The 20,288-nt window shown below is 69.3% G+C and carries 22 protein-coding genes; 16 read left to right on the top strand and 6 right to left on the bottom strand.

Going from position 1 to position 20,288, the window contains the following annotated elements:
* Positions 1–20 precede the first annotated feature (20 nt).
* The gene (locus QMK34_RS28805) at positions 21–1,130 is read left to right on the top strand and encodes a DUF2332 domain-containing protein (RefSeq protein ID WP_326417640.1); all 1,110 of its coding nucleotides are present in this window, start codon (positions 21–23) and stop codon (positions 1,128–1,130) included.
* A 70-nt stretch (positions 1,131–1,200) separates the two neighbouring features.
* Here QMK34_RS28805 and QMK34_RS28800 read toward each other — a convergent pair whose 3' ends face one another.
* Positions 1,201–1,614, bottom strand: coding sequence for an NUDIX hydrolase (locus tag QMK34_RS28800; RefSeq protein WP_326417639.1), 414 nt, complete (start codon positions 1,612–1,614; stop codon positions 1,201–1,203).
* Between the two features lie 156 nt (positions 1,615–1,770).
* On the opposite strand from QMK34_RS28800, the gene QMK34_RS28795 reads away from it, so the two are divergent.
* The 7 genes from QMK34_RS28795 to QMK34_RS28765 all read left to right on the top strand — a co-directional run bounded on the left by QMK34_RS28795 (position 1,771) and on the right by QMK34_RS28765 (position 6,521).
* Complete coding sequence (locus QMK34_RS28795; protein ID WP_326417657.1) at positions 1,771–1,965, top strand: hypothetical protein; 195 nt, start codon at positions 1,771–1,773, stop codon at positions 1,963–1,965.
* A 20-nt stretch (positions 1,966–1,985) separates the two neighbouring features.
* Positions 1,986–2,546, top strand: coding sequence for a PH domain-containing protein (locus tag QMK34_RS28790; protein WP_326417638.1), 561 nt, complete (start codon positions 1,986–1,988; stop codon positions 2,544–2,546).
* Positions 2,547–2,609: 63 nt separating this feature from the next.
* Positions 2,610–3,473 carry a PHP domain-containing protein gene (locus tag QMK34_RS28785; protein ID WP_442785241.1) on the top strand — a complete coding sequence of 288 codons (864 nt, stop codon included), beginning with the start codon at positions 2,610–2,612 and terminating at the stop codon, positions 3,471–3,473.
* Between the two features lies 1 nt (position 3,474).
* Positions 3,475–4,101, top strand: coding sequence for a MarC family protein (locus QMK34_RS28780; RefSeq protein ID WP_326417635.1), 627 nt, complete (start codon positions 3,475–3,477; stop codon positions 4,099–4,101).
* A gap of 236 nt (positions 4,102–4,337) precedes the next feature.
* A complete protein-coding gene (locus tag QMK34_RS28775) occupies positions 4,338–5,198 on the top strand; it encodes a RecB family exonuclease (RefSeq protein WP_326417634.1) in 861 nt (286 codons plus the stop codon).
* A 24-nt stretch (positions 5,199–5,222) separates the two neighbouring features.
* Positions 5,223–5,657 (top strand): hypothetical protein, encoded by a 435-nt coding sequence (locus QMK34_RS28770; protein ID WP_326417633.1) that lies wholly within the window; start codon positions 5,223–5,225, stop codon positions 5,655–5,657.
* An 87-nt stretch (positions 5,658–5,744) separates the two neighbouring features.
* Entirely contained in the window at positions 5,745–6,521 is a 777-nt protein-coding gene (locus tag QMK34_RS28765; protein WP_326417632.1) for a maleylpyruvate isomerase family mycothiol-dependent enzyme, read from the top strand.
* A 15-nt stretch (positions 6,522–6,536) separates the two neighbouring features.
* Here the strand turns inward: QMK34_RS28765 and QMK34_RS28760 are convergent, their stop codons facing one another.
* On the bottom strand, positions 6,537–7,922 hold the full coding sequence (locus QMK34_RS28760) for an Rv3212 family protein (RefSeq protein ID WP_326417631.1): 1,386 nt from the start codon (positions 7,920–7,922) through the stop codon (positions 6,537–6,539).
* A gap of 35 nt (positions 7,923–7,957) precedes the next feature.
* Positions 7,958–9,673 (bottom strand): DEAD/DEAH box helicase, encoded by a 1,716-nt coding sequence (locus tag QMK34_RS28755; RefSeq protein ID WP_326417656.1) that lies wholly within the window; start codon positions 9,671–9,673, stop codon positions 7,958–7,960.
* Positions 9,674–10,120: 447 nt separating this feature from the next.
* Here QMK34_RS28755 and QMK34_RS28750 point away from each other — a divergent pair, with 447 nt between their 5' ends.
* Together QMK34_RS28750 and QMK34_RS28745 are read left to right on the top strand one after the other, a co-directional pair.
* On the top strand, positions 10,121–10,810 hold the full coding sequence (locus tag QMK34_RS28750) for a ferritin-like fold-containing protein (protein WP_442785240.1): 690 nt from the start codon (positions 10,121–10,123) through the stop codon (positions 10,808–10,810).
* 58 nt (positions 10,811–10,868) lie between these two features.
* Positions 10,869–11,099 (top strand): DUF3107 domain-containing protein, encoded by a 231-nt coding sequence (locus QMK34_RS28745; protein WP_326417629.1) that lies wholly within the window; start codon positions 10,869–10,871, stop codon positions 11,097–11,099.
* Positions 11,100–11,215: 116 nt separating this feature from the next.
* On the opposite strand, the gene QMK34_RS28740 is transcribed toward QMK34_RS28745, so the two are convergent.
* Positions 11,216–11,536, bottom strand: coding sequence for a DUF4873 domain-containing protein (locus QMK34_RS28740; protein ID WP_326417628.1), 321 nt, complete (start codon positions 11,534–11,536; stop codon positions 11,216–11,218).
* 16 nt (positions 11,537–11,552) lie between these two features.
* Positions 11,553–12,338, bottom strand: coding sequence for a TetR/AcrR family transcriptional regulator (locus QMK34_RS28735; RefSeq protein WP_326417627.1), 786 nt, complete (start codon positions 12,336–12,338; stop codon positions 11,553–11,555).
* 64 nt (positions 12,339–12,402) lie between these two features.
* On the opposite strand from QMK34_RS28735, the gene QMK34_RS28730 reads away from it, so the two are divergent.
* Both QMK34_RS28730 and QMK34_RS28725 read left to right on the top strand, forming a co-directional pair.
* Positions 12,403–13,311, top strand: a complete 909-nt coding sequence (locus QMK34_RS28730) for an AurF N-oxygenase family protein (protein ID WP_326417626.1) — start codon at positions 12,403–12,405, stop codon at positions 13,309–13,311.
* Positions 13,308–14,234 carry an alpha/beta fold hydrolase gene (locus tag QMK34_RS28725; RefSeq protein WP_326417625.1) on the top strand — a complete coding sequence of 309 codons (927 nt, stop codon included), beginning with the start codon at positions 13,308–13,310 and terminating at the stop codon, positions 14,232–14,234. Before QMK34_RS28730 ends, QMK34_RS28725 begins: the two co-directional genes overlap by 4 nt.
* Before the next feature lie 519 nt (positions 14,235–14,753).
* On the opposite strand, the gene QMK34_RS28720 is transcribed toward QMK34_RS28725, so the two are convergent.
* A complete protein-coding gene (locus tag QMK34_RS28720; RefSeq protein WP_326417624.1) occupies positions 14,754–15,377 on the bottom strand; it encodes a TetR/AcrR family transcriptional regulator in 624 nt (207 codons plus the stop codon).
* 160 nt (positions 15,378–15,537) lie between these two features.
* Here QMK34_RS28720 and QMK34_RS28715 point away from each other — a divergent pair, with 160 nt between their 5' ends.
* From QMK34_RS28715 to moeZ, 4 genes are all read left to right on the top strand, one after another.
* On the top strand, positions 15,538–16,491 hold the full coding sequence (locus tag QMK34_RS28715) for an alpha/beta fold hydrolase (protein WP_326417623.1): 954 nt from the start codon (positions 15,538–15,540) through the stop codon (positions 16,489–16,491).
* An 80-nt stretch (positions 16,492–16,571) separates the two neighbouring features.
* The gene (locus tag QMK34_RS28710) at positions 16,572–17,759 is read left to right on the top strand and encodes a DUF3152 domain-containing protein (protein WP_326417622.1); all 1,188 of its coding nucleotides are present in this window, start codon (positions 16,572–16,574) and stop codon (positions 17,757–17,759) included.
* A gap of 59 nt (positions 17,760–17,818) precedes the next feature.
* Complete coding sequence (locus QMK34_RS28705) at positions 17,819–18,904, top strand: DUF3152 domain-containing protein (protein ID WP_326417621.1); 1,086 nt, start codon at positions 17,819–17,821, stop codon at positions 18,902–18,904.
* Positions 18,905–19,066: 162 nt separating this feature from the next.
* Positions 19,067–20,245, top strand: coding sequence for an adenylyltransferase/sulfurtransferase MoeZ (gene moeZ / locus QMK34_RS28700; protein ID WP_326417620.1), 1,179 nt, complete (start codon positions 19,067–19,069; stop codon positions 20,243–20,245).
* The last annotated feature ends 43 nt before the right edge of the window (positions 20,246–20,288 follow it).

Here is a 20,288-nt window from a genome sequence, read left to right as displayed (position 1 = left end):
GGCTCGAGAGGAGTGCGTAGATGGGCATCACGCTCGACGAGATCAAGACCCGGCTGAGGGCTTTCGCCGAGAAGGAGGCCGCGGGCGCTTCGCCGCTATACGAGCACTTGGCGAGCCAGGCCGCGGAGGATGACGACATCGCGGGCCTGCTGTCGGAGGCTCGCGACGGCGACGCACGCGGCACGCTGCTGATGGCGGCCGCGCACCGGCTGGTGCAGGCCGACCCGATCCATCCGCTCTCTCGCTACTACCCGTCGGTCGGGGGTTTCGACGGCGTCGACTCCGACACCTGGCCGCTGTTCCGGTCGTTCCTGCTGGAGCGGGCGGACAAGGCCCGCGCGCTCATCTCCAGCCGCTTCACGCAGACCAACGAGGTCCGGCGGGCGGCGCTGCTCTACCCGGCGGTCGCGCAGGCGGCGAAGGAGGCGGGCGGCAAGGTCGCGCTGCTGGAGGTCGGGTGCAGCGCCGGGTTGCTGCTCGGACTGGACACGTTCTCGTACCGCTACCAGTGCGACGGCGGCGAGCAGCTGTCCGCCGGGCCCGCCAAGGCCGCGGTCGGCCTGCACTGCGCGCTCGACCTGGCGCCGGGCGCGGTGGCGCCGAAGGTGCCGAAGAAGCTGACGATCACGGCCAAGGCGGGGCTCGACCGGTCGCCGGTGGACCTGTCCGACGAGGACGAGCTCGCCTGGCTCGAGGCGTGCGTGTGGGCCGACCAGCTGGACCGGATCCGCCTGCTGCGCTCGGCGGCCGCGGCCCAGTGCAAGAGCAGGCCGTCGATGATCACCGGCGACGCGGTCGACGACCTGGTATCGGCGGCGGACACCTTGCCCGCCGACGTCCCACTGGTCGTGCTGACCAGCCACGTCCTCACCTATCTCGAAGACCGGCGCGGGGACTTCGTGGCTGAGCTGGGCAAGCTGGCCGCGGACCGGCCGCTGTGGTGGGTCAGCGAGGAGGCGTACAGCGCGGCACTGGAGTACGTCCTGCCCGGCCGCGACGACCTCGCCTTCACCGGTAGCGGCGCGCAGGCCGTGCTGGGACTGGTGCGCTGGGAGAACGGCGTGGCGCAGGCCCGCGCGCTGGCGCGCACGGCGCCGCACGGACAACGGATGACCTGGCTGCCCGCCTGAGGCTCGAGTGTCATGAAAGGGTCTTTCAGGGCAAAAATTGCCCTGAAAGACCCTTTCATGACACCTGCGGTCAGTGATGGGGGAGGACTCCCCAGTCGCGCAGTGTCACGAACAGGCGCTCCCGCAGCTGTCCCGCGGTGAGCAGCTCTGTGATCTTCGCCGCGTCGGCCCATTGGGCGTCGCTGGCGTCGTCGCCCGCTCGCAGCACGCCGCCGTCGACGGCGCAGGTGTAGTCGAAGATTTCGTAGGGGCCGTAGGTCAGTGAACCGACCAATGTGCTCGGAGTCACGTCGAGGCCGGTTTCCTCGCGGAGCTCCCGGACCACGGCTTCGATGTCTGTTTCATCCCGTTCCACCCGGCCGCCCGGGATGGACCACATACCCCAATCGGGGTCATTCCCCCGTCGAATCAGCAGTAAACGGCCCTGCGGGTCGTGGGCGATCCCGCCGACGCAGCGGACAGTGGCGTTCGAAGGGGTGTCCACCTCTCGAAGGGTAGACGCCGACCACATGACAATGGATGTCCTGTACACGGAGAGTAGCCGTGCAGTACGCTTCGGGCCGCACGCTGACCCAAGCGCGGGACATTCCACCCGCGCCGGTGTTCAGTGCGGTACAACGTAAATGGTCAGATTTGTCAGGTGTCGCCGCAAGAGACGGGATTGATCGCTGTGAACGCGAAAAAGCTTCTGACTTTCGCTGGGATCGCGTTGGTGCTGTTCTTCGTGATCGCGCAGCCCGGGCAGGCCGCCGGATTGGTCGGCAACATCGTCGGGTTCCTGCGCAGTTCGGCCGAATCGGTGATCACCTTCGTCAGTAGCGTCTTCAAGGGCTAGCGGGCGGATACCCTCAAGGGATGTTCGCCCCACGCGATCCAGACGAGTACTTACTCGACACCGAGCGACGGGTCATCCGGGTCCGCCGGCACTGGGCTGTGCTCCTGTGGGACACCTTCGAGGCCGCCGCTCTCCTGGTGATCTGCGTGCTGGTGTCCTACCTGTTGCCGGCCGCGCTGTACATCGGGCAGAACGTGCTCTGGTACATCGCCCTGCTGGTCATCCTCCGGTTCGCCTACACGGTGATGGAGTGGTGGGTCGAACGGCTGGTGGTCACCGACAAGCGGTTCGTCATGACCACCGGGGTGTTCACCACCAAGGTGCTGATGATGCCCATCACCAAGGTCACCGACCTCACCTACGAGCGGACCGCGACCGGCCGCCTGATGGGCTACGGCACGATGGTCGTCGAGTCGGCCGGGCAGATCCAGGCGCTCAACAAGATCGACTACCTGCCCCGGCCCGAAGAGTTCTACGACACCATCTCCGAGCTGGTCTTCGGCGACAAGCAGAAGCAGGTCGAGCGGTTCTCGATGATCAAGGCCCAGCGTGCCGCACGCGGCAAGAAGGCCGTCGGCTGAGACCTGGCGTTCTCGCAGGTCCCGGGGTCGCTGTGATCCAGCGCATCCTCGACAATGGTTCCGATGCGCATCGACCTGCACGCCCACTCCACCGCCTCGGACGGTACCGACAGCCCGGCAGGGCTCGTCGAAGCCGCCGCGAAGGCCGGTCTTGACGTCGTCGCGATCACCGATCACGACACCACCGCCGGGTGGGCGCCCGCAGCCGAAGCGCTGCCGCCCGGCCTGACCCTCGTGCCCGGCGCCGAACTCTCGACCGTCTCGGTCGACCCGGCGACCGGCCGCCGCGTGAGCGTCCACCTGCTGGCGTACCTGTTCGATCCGGCGTCGCCCGCGCTGGTCGCCGAGCAGAGCAGGCTGCGTTCCGAGCGGCGCACCCGGCTGCGGGCGATGGCCGAGCGGATGGCCGCGGACGGCCTGCCGGTCGATCCCGACGAGGTGATGGGCCTGCTCCCGCCCGACGCGCCCGCCGGCCGTCCCCACCTCGCGCAGGCGCTGGTGCGCGCGGGCCGCGTCGAGAGCGTCAACCAGGCTTTCGCCGAGTACCTGGGCAACGGCCGCGGCTACTACCTGCCGCGGGAGGACACCCCCGTCGAGACAGCCATCGACATGATCGCCGACGCCGGTGGCGTCACCGTGATCGCGCACCCGTTCGCGTACACGCGCGGCGCCACCATCACCGTCGACGTGCTGGCCTCGCTCGCCGCGCACGGTCTCACCGGCGTCGAGGTCGACCACCCGAACCACGACGAGGAGACCCGCGTCAAGCTGCACGGGCTGGCCGGGGAGCTCGGCCTCGTGCGCACCGGTTCGAGCGACTACCACGGCACCAACAAGACCATCTCGCTCGGCGAGGAGACCACGGACCCGAAGTCGCTCGAGGAGCTCGTCTCCCGCGCCACGGGTTCCCGGATCGTGGTGGGCTGACATGGCGATCGCCGACTTCTTCGACGCGAAACTCTTCATGAGCGCGACGATCACCCTCGTCGTCATCATGGACCCGCCCGGCACGGTGCCGGTGTTCCTGAGCCTCGTCGGGCGCAAACCGCTGGCGACCAGGGCCCGCGCGGCCCGGCAGGCCGTGCTCGTTTCGCTCCTGGTGATCAGCCTGTTCGCGGTGGCGGGCCAGGCGATCCTCGCGTACCTCGGCATCGGCATCCCCGCGCTGCAGGGCGCGGGCGGGCTGTTGCTGCTGCTCATCGCGCTGCAGTTGCTGACCGGCAAGAGTGGCACCGAGGCCGAGGCCACCGAAGACGTCAACGTCGCGCTGGTCCCGCTCGGCACCCCGCTGCTCGCCGGGCCCGGCGCGATCGCCGCGACGATCGTGTTCGTGCGCCAGGCCGACGGGCACATCGGCGCGTACATCGCGCTCGGGCTGGCCATCGTGGCCGTGCACTTCGTGCTCTACACCTGCATGCGCTACTCCGGCGTGGTCATCCGGCTGATCAAGGAAAGCGGCATCACGCTGCTGGCGAAGATCGCCGGCCTGCTGCTCGCGGCGATCGCCGTGGAGCTCGTCGCCAACTCCGTGCGGGGCTTTATCTCCGGCGGGTAGGCCTCGGCCTGCTTGGTGCGTCGCGTCCGGTTCGCAAGTCCCTGAAGGCCACTGTGTCCCCAAAAGCCCGTCGCCTCGTCGGCGACGGGCCTCACGGCGTAAAACGCTGTGAAGGTGGCCTTCAGGGACCACCACGGCCGGAAAGCGATAGCAAAGGTCCCTTGCTCCTGTTCCTGTGGGGGTGTGGCGAAAAGTGTCGGTGGTGGTGCGTAGCGTGGTCGCGGGGTGATGATCCGGTGGAACAGCAGGGCTTCGATTTCGGCGTCGAGCAGCCGCGGCGGCTGACCAAGGTGTCGCCCGCCAGGCTGAGCACGTTCGAGGACTGCCCGCGCCGGTATCGCCTCGCGTACCTCGAACGGCCTTCGCCGCGGCGTACCGGGCCGTGGGCGCACAGCACGCTGGGCGCGATCGTGCACAACGCGCTGCGGGCGTTGTTCGACCTGTCCGCCGCCAAACGCACTCCGCAGCGCGCCATGGCGCTGGTCGCCGAGCACTGGAAGGACGCCGGGTTCGCCGACGCCGACCAGGCCGCCCGGTATCGCGCGCGGGCCAAGGCCTGGGTGTCGGACTACGTCGAGCACAACGACGTGACCGTCGAGCCGGTCGGGCTCGAGCGCTGGGTGTCCGCGCCGGTGAGCCTGGAGCCGGGCGGCAAGCCGGATCTGATCATCGAGGGCCGGGCCGACCGGATCGACCAGCGCGGCCGTGAGCTGGTCATCATCGACTACAAGACCGGCCGTCGTGCGCCCGACGAGCACGAGGCGCGGGCGTCCCAGGCGCTCGCGATGTACGCCGTCGCCGCGGCGCGCACCCTGCGCCTGCCGTGTTACCAGGTCGAGCTGCACCACCTGCCGACCGGCACGGTCGCCGCGGCCGAACACACCGAGGCCAGCCTCCGGCGGCATCTGCAACGCGCCGACGAGACCGCCGGTGACCTGCGTACCGCGACAGATACGCTGAGCGAGGGCGCCGACGCACAGGAGTTGTTCCCGGCGCGAACCAGCCGTCGCTGCTCGTGGTGCGATTTCCGGCCCAGTTGCGCGGAGGGTCAGCAGGCCGCGCCTGCCTCCGAGCCGTGGGACCTGCTGGCGCCCTAACCCGACGATTGGACAGGCGAGAACGTGGCCGGACCGGATATCGAGGAACTCGGGACAGTCCCGCTGCCCACCCCACGGCGGCCGGAGCCCGAGCAGCCGGAACCCGAGCGGCCGGAACCTCAGCAGCCGGAACCCCGCGGGGCCGTTGAACCCGCCGTGCCCGCGCGGGCGCAGGTCCCGGTCAAGGAGCGCGGCCGCTGGTGGCGCGGCCTCACCGGTTCGCTCGCGGCCGGGCTCACCGTGCTCGCGGTCTTCGTCCTGGTCATCGCGGTCGTCTGCCAGTTCACCGGCGCCCCGGGGCCCGGCGCGCTGATGCTCATCGGCCACCCCGTCGTGGCGGTGCTCGCGTTGTTCGCCCAGCACACCGCGGACCGGTTCAACGGCCGTCGCGGCGGGCTCGCCGGTTTGGCCGTCGTGGTTCTCGCCGCCGCTGCCCTCGCCCTGTTCTGGTGGTCCTGAAGCCGTTGTCGAGAAAGTGTGCGCGGCTCCGACTTGATCGAGAACGTGCCCGAGCCGGGCGCTGATCACCAGGGGAGAGAAGGACACATGGACCACGACCGCTACTGCACGGAGATCGTCGCCCAGACAGCCCTGCTGCGGGCCACCATCCAGGGCGCGGACATGACCGTCCCAGTACCGTCCTGTCCCGGCTGGAACGTCGGTCAGCTGGGCCGGCACCTCGGCGGCGGCCAGCGCTGGGCCGCGGCGACCGTGCGCTCCCTGGCCACGGAACCACCTGCCGACCACAGCTTCCGTGACCTCTCGGCGTACACCCGCGAGGATCCGGCCGTCCTGGGTCCCTGGCTCGCGGAGGGGGCTGAGCAGCTCGCGGAGGCGCTGCGGGACGCCGGGCCGCGAGCCCGCGTCTGGACCCCGTTCTCCGAAGGCGGGAACGTGTCGGCATTCTGGGCTCGCCGGTTCACCCACGAAACAGTCATCCACCGGTCCGACGCGACCTTGGCCCTCGGCGCGGAGTACACCCTCGACGCCGATCTGGCCATCGACGGCTTCGACGAGTGGATGGAGCTCGGCACGCTCCCGATGCACTTCGAGGTCCACCCCTGGATGCGCGAGCTGCTCGGCGAGGGCCGCACGCTGCACTTCCACGCCACCGACGCCCCGGGGGAGTGGTCGCTGGACCTCACCGGCGACGTCATGACCTGGCGCCGCGGACACGAGAAGGCGGCTGTCGCCGTGCGCGGCCCGCTGACCGAGCTCCTGTTGCTGATCTACAAGCGGCGCCCGGTCGAGAACTCGGCCGTCGAGGTGTTCGGCGACGCGAAGCTGCTCGACTTCTGGCTGGAGCGAGTCAGCTTCGGCTGATCGGCCTGCCGACGCCTACTTGAGCGCCGCGAGCATGTCGCCGCGCTGCTCCAGCAGCACCGGGCCGAGCGCCGTGAGCTGCACCGGGCCGGTGTAGCCGCGGCGGTCGACGCCGACGGTGCGGATCGTCGCACCGGTCTCCTCGTTCAGCACGGCCAGGCCGCCCTTGATCGGCACGACCAGCTGCCCGGCGAAGGTGATGCCAGGGCCCATCGTGCCGTCGAGCGTCCAGCGGGGGGTGAGGTCGTCCCTCGACAGGGCGAGTGTCTTCGAGCCGGTGAACCAGTACACCCCGGACGCCGTCCTGGTGCTCGTCATGACGCCGCCCGGCGGGTCCTGCGCGATGTCGCCGGTGGGGACCCCGAGCGGGTACGCCGAGCGCTGGGTGCCGTCCACGCCGTAGATGACCAGCAGTTTCTGCTCGGGGAGCGCGACAGCGGTGAAGTCGCCGGACATCGCGACGACCTTGGCCTGCCGCCCGGCCAGTACGGAGCTGAAGACCGACTGGGGGGCGTCGGAGTGCTCGCCGTTCGTCTTGAAGACGGTGAGCCTGTCGGCCGGGTCGCCTTCGCAGCGCTCGATCACGCCGACCTTGCTCGCCGCCGCCGCGACCGTGCCGTAGGTGCAGCCCGTGCGCGGCTGCTTGTCCGGGTTCACGATCGCGGGGACCTTGCCGTACTCCACGCTCAGGACGAGGTCGTCACGCCAGGTGTTGAGCAGTTTCTTGCCGGTCGCGGTGACGTGCCCGCCGTCCCCGATCAGCTGGGTGCCGAGCTCGGCGTCCCCGTTGCGCTGGGCGGTGCGGCGGCCGGTGGCGGGGTCCAGCTGGGTGATCTCGCTGCAGCTGTCACCGTTGCGGTAGACCGCGTTGACCTTGGAGAAACCGTCCGCCACGGTGCAGAACTGCAGGTCGCGGCTGTAGTGCCAGCGGATCTTGCCGGTCAGCGGGTCACGTCCGGCGACTTCGCCGTCGTCCGCGGTGACCACCGTGTCGGACTCGCCGATCGGAGTCGGGGTGGCGGCGCTGCGGGCCTGCCACAGCTCGGTCAGCGAGCCGGGGACCGCGCCGGGTGCCGCGGGAAGGGGAACGGGCGTCGTCGCGACCGTGGTGTCCGTGGCGTTGCTTTCGCTGGTCAGCGCGATGATCGACGCGGTGATCAGGACGACGACCGCGATCGTGGCGGCGATGAGCCGGTCACGGCCGCGGTTCCACGGCGACGATCGGGACGCCCGGTTGTGCCGGGCGGCGCCGTCCCCGCTGGGGGACGGCGCCAGCACGTCTTCGGCACCGTAGGAACCGCCGGGGCGGTCCGTTTCCTCGGCAGGAGCGGCGGGCACGCCGTCCAAGTCCGTTCGCCGTGCCGGATCATTCTCCGGAACGCCGTCCCAGGGCTCGCTCACGTGCCTTGACTCCCGACTTCGGCGGTGGGTGGTGCTTACTCTGCCGACGAAGGTGTATCAGATGTCGCGTTGTCGGAGGAGACCGCGGGACGACGACGGCGACGGCGACGTGCCGGACGCTCGCCGTTCTCACCGGCTTCCTTCTCCACGACCGGACCGGTCGCCTCGGTGCTCGGCTTCGCGCCGCCACCACGGCTGCGACGACGACGGCCGCGGCCGCCTTCGCCGTTCTCGGCGGTGGAGTCGTCAGCGGCGGGTGCCTCGCTCGTGGCCGCGGTGCCGGGGGTGGCTTCACCCTCGGCGGCCGAGTCCGAGCCGCCGCCACGGGTGCGGCGGCGCGGCGCGCGAGCGCGCTTGCGGGTGGGCGAGTCTTCCTCGGGCGCGGGGCCGGATCCGGCGCCGGACCTGCCCTTCGGGCCGCGGCGCTTGCCGCCCAGGTCCTCTTCCACCTCGGCCGACAGGCCCGCGCGGGTGCGCTTGGACAGCGGCAGCCGCCCGGTGGTGCCCTCGGGGATGCCGAGGTCGGTGAACAGGTGCTTCGAGGACGAGTACGTCTCGACGGGCTCGGGCTTGTCCAGGCCGAGGGTGTCGGAGATCAGCTTCCAGCGCGGCATGTCGTCCCAGTCGACCAGCGTGATCGCGACGCCGGTCTTGCCCGCGCGGCCGGTGCGGCCGATGCGGTGGACGTAGGTCTTCTCGTCGTCCGGGGCCTGGTAGTTGAACACGTGCGTGACGTCGTCGACGTCGATGCCGCGGGCGGCCACGTCGGTGGCGACCAGCACGTCGACCTTGCCGGCGCGGAAGGCGCGCAGCGCCTGCTCACGCGCGCCCTGGCCGAGGTCGCCGTGGACCGCGGCGGCGGCGAAACCGCGCTCCGCCAGGTCGTCGGCGACCTTCTGCGCGGTGCGCTTGGTGCGGGTGAAGATCATCGTCAGGCCGCGGTCGGTGGCCTGCAGCGCGCGGGAGACCAGCTCGGCCTTGTCCATCGAGTGCGCCCGGTAGACGAACTGGGTGGTGCGCTCGTGGATGGCGCCGGCGTCGTTCTCCTCGGCGCGGATGTGCGTCGGCTGGGTGAGGAACGTGCGGGCCAGCGTGATGATCGGGCCGGGCATGGTCGCCGAGAACAGCATCGTCTGGCGCTTGTCCGGCACCATCCGCAGGATGCGCTCGATGTCGGGCAGGAAGCCGAGGTCGAGCATCTCGTCGGCCTCGTCGAGGACAAGGCCGCGGATCTTGCCGAGCACCAGGTCCTTCCGCTCGGCCAGGTCGAGCAGGCGGCCAGGGGTGCCGATGACCACGTCGACGCCCTTGCGCAGGGCCTCGGTCTGGGTCTCGTACGGGCGGCCGCCGTAGATGGCCAGCGTGCGGATGCCCAGGTGCTTGCCCGCGCCCTTGAGGTCGGCGGCGACCTGGACGCACAGCTCGCGGGTCGGGACCACGACGAGCACCTGCGGGGTGCCGTCGCCGGGGACCTCCACGCGGTGCAGCAGCGGGACGCCGAAGCCCAGTGTCTTGCCCATGCCCGTGCGGGCCTGGCCGATCAGGTCGTCGCCCGCCATCGCCAGCGGCAGGGTGAGGGCCTGGATGGCGAAGGTGCGCTCGATGCCCACCTCGGCCAGCGCCTGCACGATCTCCGGCTTGACGCCGAACGACGCGAAGGTCGGGTCCTCGGGCGCGACGGGCGCGCCTGCCTGCAGCGGGTGGGAGGTGTCGAGGACGGCGGGGCCGCTCTCGCTGTGCTCCAACTCGATTGCCGGGTTGGTTTCTTCTGTTTCGGACGTGTTCGTCAGGGTGATCGCCTCTCTCGTAACCAGCGCGCACAACCCTGGTGACCGATCGACACTCGACCACGAGAATCCGTTCGATCCAGCGCCTTGGTGGCGCCGAAGCCGGTCCTTCGCGGGAATGCCGCAAGAGGCGTGCACGCACATCAGTTGCGCGAGCCGGATGGGTCCATCCCGCTCGCTACTTGCTCGACGGGCCGAAATGGACTGGCCACTCGTCTCGCCGTCTCCGCCCGCGATGGCGCCCGGCTGTGCGGCCGGCTGCGAACTGCTTCGCCCGATTCGCCCCAGGGACGCCGGATCGACAAGCGGAAGATCTGTCAATAGCCACCGCAGTCTACCTGGTCAGCAGTTTTTCGACAGTACTGGCCATGCCGGGCGGCGTGGGATCGGTCTCCTCGCGGCCGGGTGAGGGTGTTCGGAGATACCCTTCTGGCCGTGACTGAGGGAAAGCAGATCAGTGAAGGCATCGTCGAAGGGGTCGTCGACCTGCTCGGCGTGCTCGCCTACGGCGAACTGTCCGCGTTCGACCGGATGGCGGAGGACGCGCGCACCGCGCCGACCCTGTCCGGGCGGGCCGCGCTGGCCTCCATGGCCGCCGCGGAGATCGGTCACTACGACCTGCTGTCGAAGCATCTCGCCGGGCACGGCGTGGCGATCGAGGACGCGATGACGCCGTTCCGCCACCACCTCGACGCCTGGCACTCCAAGACCGCGCCGAAATCGTGGCTCGAATCGCTGGTCAAGGCCTACGTAGGTGACGGGCTCGCCGCGGACCTGTACCGCGAGATGGCCAGCTGGCTCGACCCGGAGACCAAGGACCTCGTCCTGACCGTGCTCGCCGACACCGGGCATTCCGCGTTCGCCGAGCGCGAAGTCGCCGCCGGGATCGCGGCCGACCCGAAGACCAAGGACAAGCTCGCGCTGTGGGGCAGGCGGCTGCTGGGCGAGGCGCTCACCCAGGCCCAATACGTGGTCGCGGAGCGGGACGGGCTCGCCGAGCTGATCATCAGCGGCTCGGGCGACCTGTCGGGAATCGCCGCGCTGTTCCGCCGGTTGCAGCAGGGACACACCAAACGTATGCAGGTGCTCGGGCTCGGCTGAGCCGGTGTTCGGCTAGCCTTGGTCAGGAAGTAAATCGATTCTCAAGCGGAGGTCCCACGTGGAGGTCAAGATCGGCATCAAGGACACCGTGCGCGAGCTCGTAGTGTCCAGTGCCCAGCCCGCCGACGAGGTCGAGAAGCTGGTCGCCGAAGCCTTGAAGGCCAGTGACGGGCTGTTCCGCCTCGACGACGAAAAGGGGCGGAAGTACATCATCCCCGCCGAGCGGATCGCCTACGTCGAAATCGCGCCGTCCGACGTGCGCAAGGTCGGGTTCGCCGTCGGCAGCTGACGCGGCTCTTCGTCCCGAGTGAGATGAACGGACCTGGGAAAAGGGAGCGGGGGACCTTTACTGCCGCCTCGGCGACAGTAAAGTCCCCCGATCCCTTTTTCGCGGGAAAGCCCAGGTCAGGCGTTGAGTTCCTCGAGCGTGGTCGGCACGTGGAAGGGCGGGGTGCTGGTGCCCATCACGCGGTAGCGGCCCCAGGGGTCGGGGTCGGAGAGCTCGCCCTGGGCGGTGTACTCGCCCGCCCGGAGCTCGACGGTCTTCTTCTTGCCGCCCGCCAGCTCCGTGACCTGGTCGTTCACCGCGATGCGGCCGTACCAGCGGTAGAACCCGTCGATGGGCTGGAAGTAGCCTCGCAGGTCCACCTGGACGGCCAGCTCGGTGCCGTCGACCACGAGGGTCGCTTCGCCGGTGTAGCCGTCTTCGTCGTGCTCGTCGCTCATCGGATGCTCCTCGTGCTCAGCCGGCGTCTGTCTCTGACCGGGGTTCCTGCTGGTTCTTGGTCATCTGCACGACCTTGTTGGCTTCCAGCGGCACGTTCGGGTCGATGACCACGCCCTGCTGCCGGGTCAGCCCGTCGATGGCGGCCCAGATGATCTGCGTGAGGTACTCGACCACCGCGTCGCGGCCCATCGAGCGCCGCTCGAGCCACCATTCACCGGTGTTCTGGACCATGCCGACGATGCCGTGCGCCCACGGTTCGGCGGCGCCGGAGTCCATGTTGAACATCCGCATGTAGTCGCCGAGCAGCGCGGTCAGCGCCGTCGCGATCAGTTCCTTGTCCTCCGCGACGACGTCCGAGTCGACCGGCTTGCCCTGCAGGGTGCCGCGCGCCAAGAGGCTGTAGAGGTTCGGGTGCTCCTCGATGACGGTGAAGAACGCGTCGAGGGCCATCCGGATCCGCGGCACCGGTGCGAGCTCCGCGTTGATGGCCGGGATCAGCCGCTCGAAAAGGATCTCCGTGCCGCGCTGGCCCAGTGCCACATACAGGTCGGCCTTGTCGTCGAAATGCCGGTAGAGCACCGGCTTCGTCACGCCCGCTTCGGCGGCGACGTCCTCCATGCCCAGGTCCGGGCCGTGTTTGTCGAGTGCCCGCAGTGCCGCCTCCACGAACTCCTTGCGGCGGGCTATCCGGTGCTTGCGCCAGCGATCCCGCCGGGCGTCGCCGGTGTCGGCGTCACCCGCCGCGGGGTGCTTGCTCGGGTGCTTGCTGGAGCGCTTGACACGTTCGATCACGGGAGTCATGCTACCAGAGGTAACTGTTACTCGAAGTTACATAATCTGGGTCACACGGAAGGACGTGTCGGCAATGACGCGGACGCTGAAGGAAACCGATCGCGACAAGACCGCGGAGCGGCTGCTGAAGTCGTCGGCGAACAAGTTCTACGATCCCGACGTCGACATCGACTGGGAAGCCCCGCTGGTGGAGGGCAAGCGCTTCATCCCCGAAAAGCGCTCCTCTCTTTACGGCACTCCGCTGTGGGACACGTTGACCCCGGAGCAGCGCATCGAGCTGGGCAAACACGAGGTCGCCAGCGTCGCGACCACCGGGCTGTGGTTTGAGATCCTGCTCATGCAGATGCTGCTGAAGGACGTCTACGAGCAGGACCCGACGACGGCGCACGCGCAGTACGCGCTCACCGAGATCGCCGACGAGTGCCGGCACTCGACGATGTTCGCGCGGATGGCGGCCCGCATCGGCTGCCCCGCGTACGGCCCGGTTCCCTGGCTGCGCAAGCTCGCGAAGCTCATGCCGTCGATCAGCTACGGGCCCGCCCGCTACGGCGCGATCCTGGTCGCCGAAGAGGTGCTGGACCGGCTGCAGCGCGAGCAGATGAACGACCCCGAGATCCAGCCGCTGGTGCGGATGGTGAACCGGATCCACGTGCTCGAAGAGGCCCGCCACGTGACTTTCGCGCGGGAAGAGGTGACCCGTGGCATGGCGAAGTTGAACAAGGCGGAGATCGTCTACCAGCAGTTCATCATCGCGGTGATCTCGTTCTTCGTGACCCGCGCGTTCATCAACCCCAACGTCTACAAGGCCGTCGGGATCGATCCGCGCGAAGGCGTCAAGGCGGCGATGACCAACCCGGAGTGGAAGGGCAGCGTCGCCTGGGCAGGCGAGAAGATCATGCCGTTCCTGCAGGAGTCCGGCCTGGTCGGCAGGCCGGGAATGTTCTTCTGGCGCAAGTCCTTCCTGCTGCCGGCGAAGCGATGACGGCCTGCCAAGCGCAGCGCGACTCGGTCTCCTGGGACCCGTCGCGTGGTCATCGTTTCGTGACTAGCGACGGCACGGCGCTGCACGTCGAGTCGAGCGGGCCGGTGGATTCCGAGGTCACCCTGGTGCTGGTGCACGGGTGGACCCAGGATCATCGGACCTGGGACGGCGTCGTGGCTCGGCTCGGCCCGTCGATCCGCGTGCTGCGCTACGACCTGCGCGGGCACGGCGGCTCGGCCCCGGCCAAGCCGGGCACGGCGAGTATCGCGACCCTCGCCGACGACCTGGCCGAGCTCATCGCCGACCACGCGCCGGCTGGTCCGCTCGTGCTGGCCGGGCACTCGATGGGCGGCATGACGATCATGGAACTGGCCCGCCGCCACCCTGACCTGGTGGCCGAGCGCGTGGCCGGGGCCGCCTTCGTGGCGACCTCCTCTGGCCAGATGGACCGCATCACCCTCGGTCTGCCGGGCATCGCGGGCACCGGGGCGGCGAAGTTCGAACGCCGCCTGGCGAAATTGCTGGCCAGGCAGCGGCGTGACGCCCTGCCGCTGTCCCCGGCCATGGTCCGGCCCGGCGCGCGCTTCCTGGTCTTCGGCTCGCACCCGCGCCGCTCGGACGTGGATTCGGTCACCGACCAGCTCCTCTGCGCCCATCCGGCCAGCGTCGCCGGATTCCAGGACGCGATCTCCCGCCACGACTGCAAGGTCGCACTGGCCGCGCTTCGCGGCACGCCCGCGGTGGTCCTGGTGGGTGAGAGCGATCGCCTGTGCCCGCTCGCGCACGCGAAGGTGATCGCCGACGAGCTCCCCGACGCCGAGTTCGTCCGGTATCCGGGAGCGGGCCACATGCTCCCGCAGGAGCGCGCGAACGAGGTCGGGGACCGGATCCTCACACTGGTCCGCTCCGTCGTGAGGCGCTGAACAGCACAAACGCTCAAAACGGGAGCAAGGGACCTTTGCTATCGCACTATTGTCACTCGCCCCGGGAGAATGAGCAGCGGACCGTTCACAAGAGACACGAACACCGCAATTATGCCTGATTCATCCTCATCTGACCGATTCGGGAAGCTCTGCAGGCTGCTGAAGGTCGCCCTTGCAACGGTGAACCTGACAAGGGCGACCTTCAGGCGTCGCCACGAGGCGCGGGAGTCCGGCAGGGGGGCCGCGACCGTCCACAAGGAACACAAACGCCCTAATTGTGCCCGTTTGATCCGCATGTGACCGCTGTGGTGATGCCGTGAAGGCCACCTTGACGGCGTTAGATGCCGTGAAGGTGGCCTTCAGGGACTTCTGACCAGGTGGCCGCGATCATCGCCGCAGTTCACCGGCTCGCCGCGTGGCTCTTCGGTGACGAAAGCGTAAACAGGAGCAAGGGACCTTTGCTATCGCTTCGCCGGAGCGGCAGCAAAGGTCCCTTGCTCCTGTTCGGGTGTCTCGGGATCAGTGCGAAAGCGGGAACCCGCCGCCGATGCCCCGCCAGGCGAGGTTCGCCGTCAGCGCGACAGCCTCTTCCTTGCTCATCGAGCTGTGGTGGGCGAGCCAGAAGCGGGCGCTCACCTGGCTCAGCCCGACGAGCCCGACCGCCAGCAGCCGGGCCTTGTCCTCGTCGAGGCCCGCGTCGGCGGTGATCGTCTCGGTGATCGCGTCCACGCTCGCCGAAGTGGCGCGGTCCACGGCCTCCTGCACGGCGGGTTCGCCGCGCAGATCCGATTCGAAGACCATCCGGAACGCGCCGGCGTCGTTGTCCACGAAGTCGAAGAAGGCCCCGACGGTCGCGGGCACGCGCTGTTTGTTGTCGCTGGTCGACTCGAGCGCGCCCTTGACGCGGCCGAGCAGCTCGTCGACGTGACTCTCCAGCAACGCGATGTAGAGGTCGAGTTTGCCGGGAAAGTGCTGGTAGAGCACCGGTTTGCTGACACCGGCCTCTTCGGCTATCTCGTCCATCGCGGCCGCGTGGTAGCCGTTGTCGGCGAAGACCCGCTGGGCGGCCGCCAATAGCTGCGCACGGCGTTCCGTCCGTGGCAGGCGGACACCTCGTGGCTGCAGTCGCGCCATCTCCGTCATGATTCCTCCAGTCGAGCGGCTCCACCGGGCGGGGTCACCACCGCGTGAAGTGCTCATGACATTACTCGCGGGTACGGCCGAATTGCCAAGCCTGGGGCATCCTGGACTCGTGTCCGCCTCAGTTTCCCGCCCTCCCGGCCCGGCAGCCGCGCGAGCGCCCTTGACGCACGTGCCCCTGTCGCGCACCCCGCTGCCGCCGCTGGACGCGGGCCGTCCCCCTTGGCCGGGCAAGGTCGAGGAGCTCGGCGGGACGCCGCTGCACGTACGGCACACGCCCGGTGAGAATGGCGCGGAAACCGCTGTCTACGTGCACGGGCTCGGCGGTTCGTCGACGAACTGGACGGATCTCGCCGCGCTGCTCTCGCCGTTCGCGGACGGGGCCGCGCTGGATCTGCCCGGTTTCGGTTTCTCCGAGCCCGTCGACGAGTTCGCCTTCAGCCTCGACGCGCACGCCGAGGTCGTCGCGAGCTATCTCCGGGGTCTCGGCGCCGGTCCGGTGCACCTGCTCGGCAACTCCATGGGCGGCGCGGTCGTGCTGCTCGTCGCGGCCAGGTGGCCCGAGCTGGTCCGGACGCTCACGCTGATCTCGCCGGCGATGCCCGATCGCCGCCCCGACCCGCGCCGGCTGTCCGACCCGCAGATGGCGCTGGCCTACCTGCCGCTGGTCGGCCGCGGGGTCCGCAAACGGCTGGCCGCGCTGGGGCCTCGTGAGCGCGCCGCCCAGGTCATCCGGCTTTGTTATGCCCATCCCGAGAAATTCGCGGAGAGCAGGCTCGCCGAGCTGGCGGAGGAGCACAGCGCGCGGGCGAACTTCGCCTGGGCGGCGCCCGCGCTGGCCCGCAGCACTCTCGGCATCTTCCGGGCGTGGTCGGCCCGCGGCCCGGCGTCCCTGTGGTCGTCCGCGCTGAAGGTGACCGCACCCACACTCGTCGTCTGGGGTCTCCACGACCGGGTGATCTCGGTGAAGCGCGCCACGCGGACGGCGCGGTCGATCCGGAACGCCCGGCTGCTCGTGCTCCCTCGAACTGGCCACGTGGCGCAGATGGAACGTCCGATCGTCGTCGCGAAGGCTGTTCTGGGTATGTGGGAGCGCGTCGAAGCGGGCAGCTGGTAGGCCATCCGGGTGGGATCGAATCTCTGTGTGATCCGCCAGTCGCCGAGAGCAGCACCGTCCGGATATGGCACCCTGGGTTGGTGGACCGGGCCAAGCAGAGCGGACGAAGCGAGGATCGGCGGTCGGAGACCCCGTTGTCCTCACGGCGTACGCCGCACACGCCGTCCCGGCGGACTTCCGTCCCGCTGCGCACCGGCCAGTACAAGCCGACCAGCACGCCTGCCCAGCGGGTGAGCGAGGATCGCTACCGGCCCGGCAGCCGCCGGACGACGGCCGAGCCGCTGCGCGCGTCGTGGAAACCGCACGACAGCGAGGCCGACGTCGAGGAGAAGCCCGCCCGCCGGTCCGGCCGCGCGAGCGACACCGGCGGCGCGAAGCTCGGCAAGTTCACCAAGCTCTACGGCTGGCGCGTCTACGCCGTCCCGATCCTGATCGTGCTGACCGTCCTGGTCGTGTTCAACACCGCGACCGGACCGGCCGAGCCGATCGTCTCCGACCAGCAGACCCAGGCCGCCGCCCTCGGCGGCGACAGCGCGGGCGGTGGCCCGTCGGACGGCGGCACGGACGTCATCCCGGAGAACCCGGCCAAGCCCGTCGACCTCAACATCCCGACGGCCGAGCTTCCCGAGGGCATCCCGTTCACCCAGGCCGGGCAGGGCACGTTCCACGTGATCCCCGGCAAGGGCGACCAGGTCGGCAGCGGCAAGCTCTTCACCTACACGGTCGACGTCGAAAACGGGATCGACCCGGGCAGCTACGCGGGCGACGACAGTTTCGCCGCCGCCGTGCAGACCACCCTGTCGAGCCCGCAGAGCTGGACGTACAACAACAAGTTCGCCTTGCAGCGGGTGGACGCCAGCTTTCCGAACCCGAGTTTCCGAGTCAGCCTCACCACGCCCGAGACCACGCACCGGGCGGACATGTGCGGCTACCAGATCAAGGCCGAGGCCTCCTGCTACCGGCGTAGCGAGGGGCGGGTGCTGATCAACCTCGCCCGCTGGGTCCGCGGCGCGAAGGCGTTCAGCGGTGACCTCGGGCTGTACCGCCAGTACGCGATCAACCACGAGGTCGGGCACGGGCTCGGCGGCCAGCACGTCGGCTGCCCGGTGAACGGCGGTCCCGCGCCGGTGATGATGCAGCAGTCCTTCGGCGTCGCCGACGACTACGTCTCCGCGCTCAACAATGTCCCCGGCGGGGACAAGGGCAAGGTGGCCAAGGATGGCAAGGTCTGCCGTCCCAACGCCTGGCCCAACACCGGCGGTAACTGAGTCGTCCGCTTTTCAGGAAGGTACTCCCGACCTGGGCGTGGTTATGCCATTGTTATCAAATGCCCCGGGCGGAAGACGTCGAGCGAGACCAGTCCGAGGATCTTCGGACCGGGCAGTACCGGCCCGGCGGCAGGCCCGCGCCGCGGATCCGTGAGGACCGATATCGCGAGAGCGGCCGCTGGAGCGGCGCGCAGCCGCTGAAGGCGTCGTGGAAACCCCAGGTCGAGGGTGGCAAGCGGCCGCCGAAGCGCCGGAGGCTCCTCAAGACGTACGGCTGGCGGGTCTACGTCGTGCCGCTCATGGTCGTGCTGACCGCGCTGATCGTGTTCCGGACCGCGACCGGTCCCGCCGAACCCATCGCCGCCGGGGTGGAGAACCCGCCCGCGGTGGTCGTGGGCGCTCCGCTCCCGAGTCCGTCGGCCGAGCCCGGCGTGCCCGAGAACCCCGCCAAGCCCGTCGACCTCAACATCCCGACCGCCGAGCTGCCCGCTGGCGGCGAGTTCACCGCCGGTGGCGCGGGGACCTACCACGTGATGAAGGTGCCGCCGGGCTTCGGGAAACGCGTCGGCACCAAGGGCACGCTCTACACCTACACGATCGAGGTCGAGAACGGCATCGACTCGGCGAGCTACCTCGAGGACGACTCGTTCGCTTCCCAGGTCGAAGGCATTCTCTCGGAGCCGCGCAGCTGGCCGGGTACCGGCAAGGTGTCGTTCCAGCGGGTGGACTCCTCGCAGCCGAACCCCAGCTTCCGGCTGAGCCTGACCACCCCGGACACCGCGCACCGCCCTGACGTCTGCGGCTTCTCGATCAAGTACGAGTCCTCCTGCTACACCCGCAAGTTCGACCGCCGGGTGGTGATCAACCTCGCCCGCTGGATCCGCGGCGCGCTCGCCTTCGGCACCGACATCGGGAGCTACCGGCAGTACGCGATCAACCACGAGGTCGGGCACGCGCTCGGGAACGGCCACCTGCCCTGTCCCGCCAACGGCGACGCGGCGCCGGTGATGATGCAGCAGACCTTTGGCGTGGCCAACGACTATGTGGCGGGCCTGAACAAGGTCGACCCCGGCAACTATTCGGCCGTTCCGGCCGACGGCAAGGTCTGCCGCTACAACCCGTGGCCGAATCCGTCACCCGGGTGAGTCCCAGCATATGAACGTTGGGAAGGTGCGCTTGCCTGCGGACGTTAGGGATACTGGGATACGACCACCACTGCTTCCCCGGAGGTCCGGGGCAGCGCCTCCGGCGAGGGGTGTGGGGCGACGACCCCGCAGCACGCAGTTCCACGCGAGATGGAGGACCCGATGTCAGGCAGTCTGCCGCCGCTCGTCGAGCCGGCCGCCGAGCTCACCAAGGACGAGGTGGCCCGGTACAGCCGTCACCTGATCATCCCGGACGTCGGGGTGACCGGGCAGAAGCGGTTGAAGAACGCGAAGGTGCTGGTGATCGGCGCCGGTGGCCTCGGCAGTCCGGCGCTGCTCTACCTGGCCGCGGCCGGGGTCGGCACGCTCGGCATCGTCGACTTCGACGAGGTCGACGAGTCGAACCTGCACCGCCAGGTCATCCACGGCCAGTCCGACATCGGCAAGCTCAAGGCCGCGTCGGCCCAGGAGTCGATCGCCGAGATCAACCCGTTCGTGAAGGTCCACCTGCACACGGACCGGCTCGAGAGCGCCAACGCGCTCGAACTGTTCGCCCAGTACGACCTGATCCTCGACGGCACGGACAACTTCGCCACCCGCTACCTGGTGAACGACGCGGCCGTGCTGCTGGGCAAGCCGTACGTGTGGGGCTCGATCTTCCGGTTCGAGGGCCAGGCCAGTGTCTTCTGGGAGGACGCGCCGGACGGCCGCGGCCTGAACTACCGCGACCTCTACCCGGAGCCGCCGCCGCCCGGCATGGTCCCGTCGTGCGCCGAGGGCGGCGTGCTGGGCGTGCTTTGCGCGTCGATCGGCTCGATCATGGTCAACGAGGCGATCAAGCTCATCACCGGCATCGGCGAGCCGCTGCTCGGGCGCCTGATCAGCTATGACGCGCTGGAGATGCGCTACCGCGAGGTCAAGATCCGCAAGGACCCGGCGACCCCGAAGATCACCGAGCTGATCGACTACGACGCGTTCTGCGGCGTGGTCTCGGACGAGGCCGCCAACGCGGCGGCGGGCAGCACCATCACCCCCGCCGAGCTCAAGGCCAAGTTCGACAACGGCGACGACTTCGCCCTCATCGACGTCCGCGAACCCCACGAGTACGAGATCGTCAACATCAAGGGTGCGAAGCTGATCCCGAAGGACAGGATCCTTTCGGGTGAGGCGCTCGCCGAGCTGCCGCAGGACAAGCCGATCGTGCTGCACTGCAAGTCCGGCGCGCGCTCGGCCGAGGCGCTCGCGGCCCTGCACAAGGCCGGGTTCAAGGACGCGACCCACCTCGGTGGCGGTGTGCTGGCCTGGGCAAGGCAGATCGACCAGAGCCTCCCCACCTACTGATCCGGCTCGAGTCGTAAAACAGGAGCAAGGGACCTTTGCTATC

This window comes from Amycolatopsis sp. H20-H5, from assembly GCF_035828755.1.
Classification (GTDB): domain Bacteria; phylum Actinomycetota; class Actinomycetes; order Mycobacteriales; family Pseudonocardiaceae; genus Amycolatopsis.
Note: the sequence above shows the minus strand (reverse complement) of the source record. Positions and strands in the feature narration are given on the sequence as shown.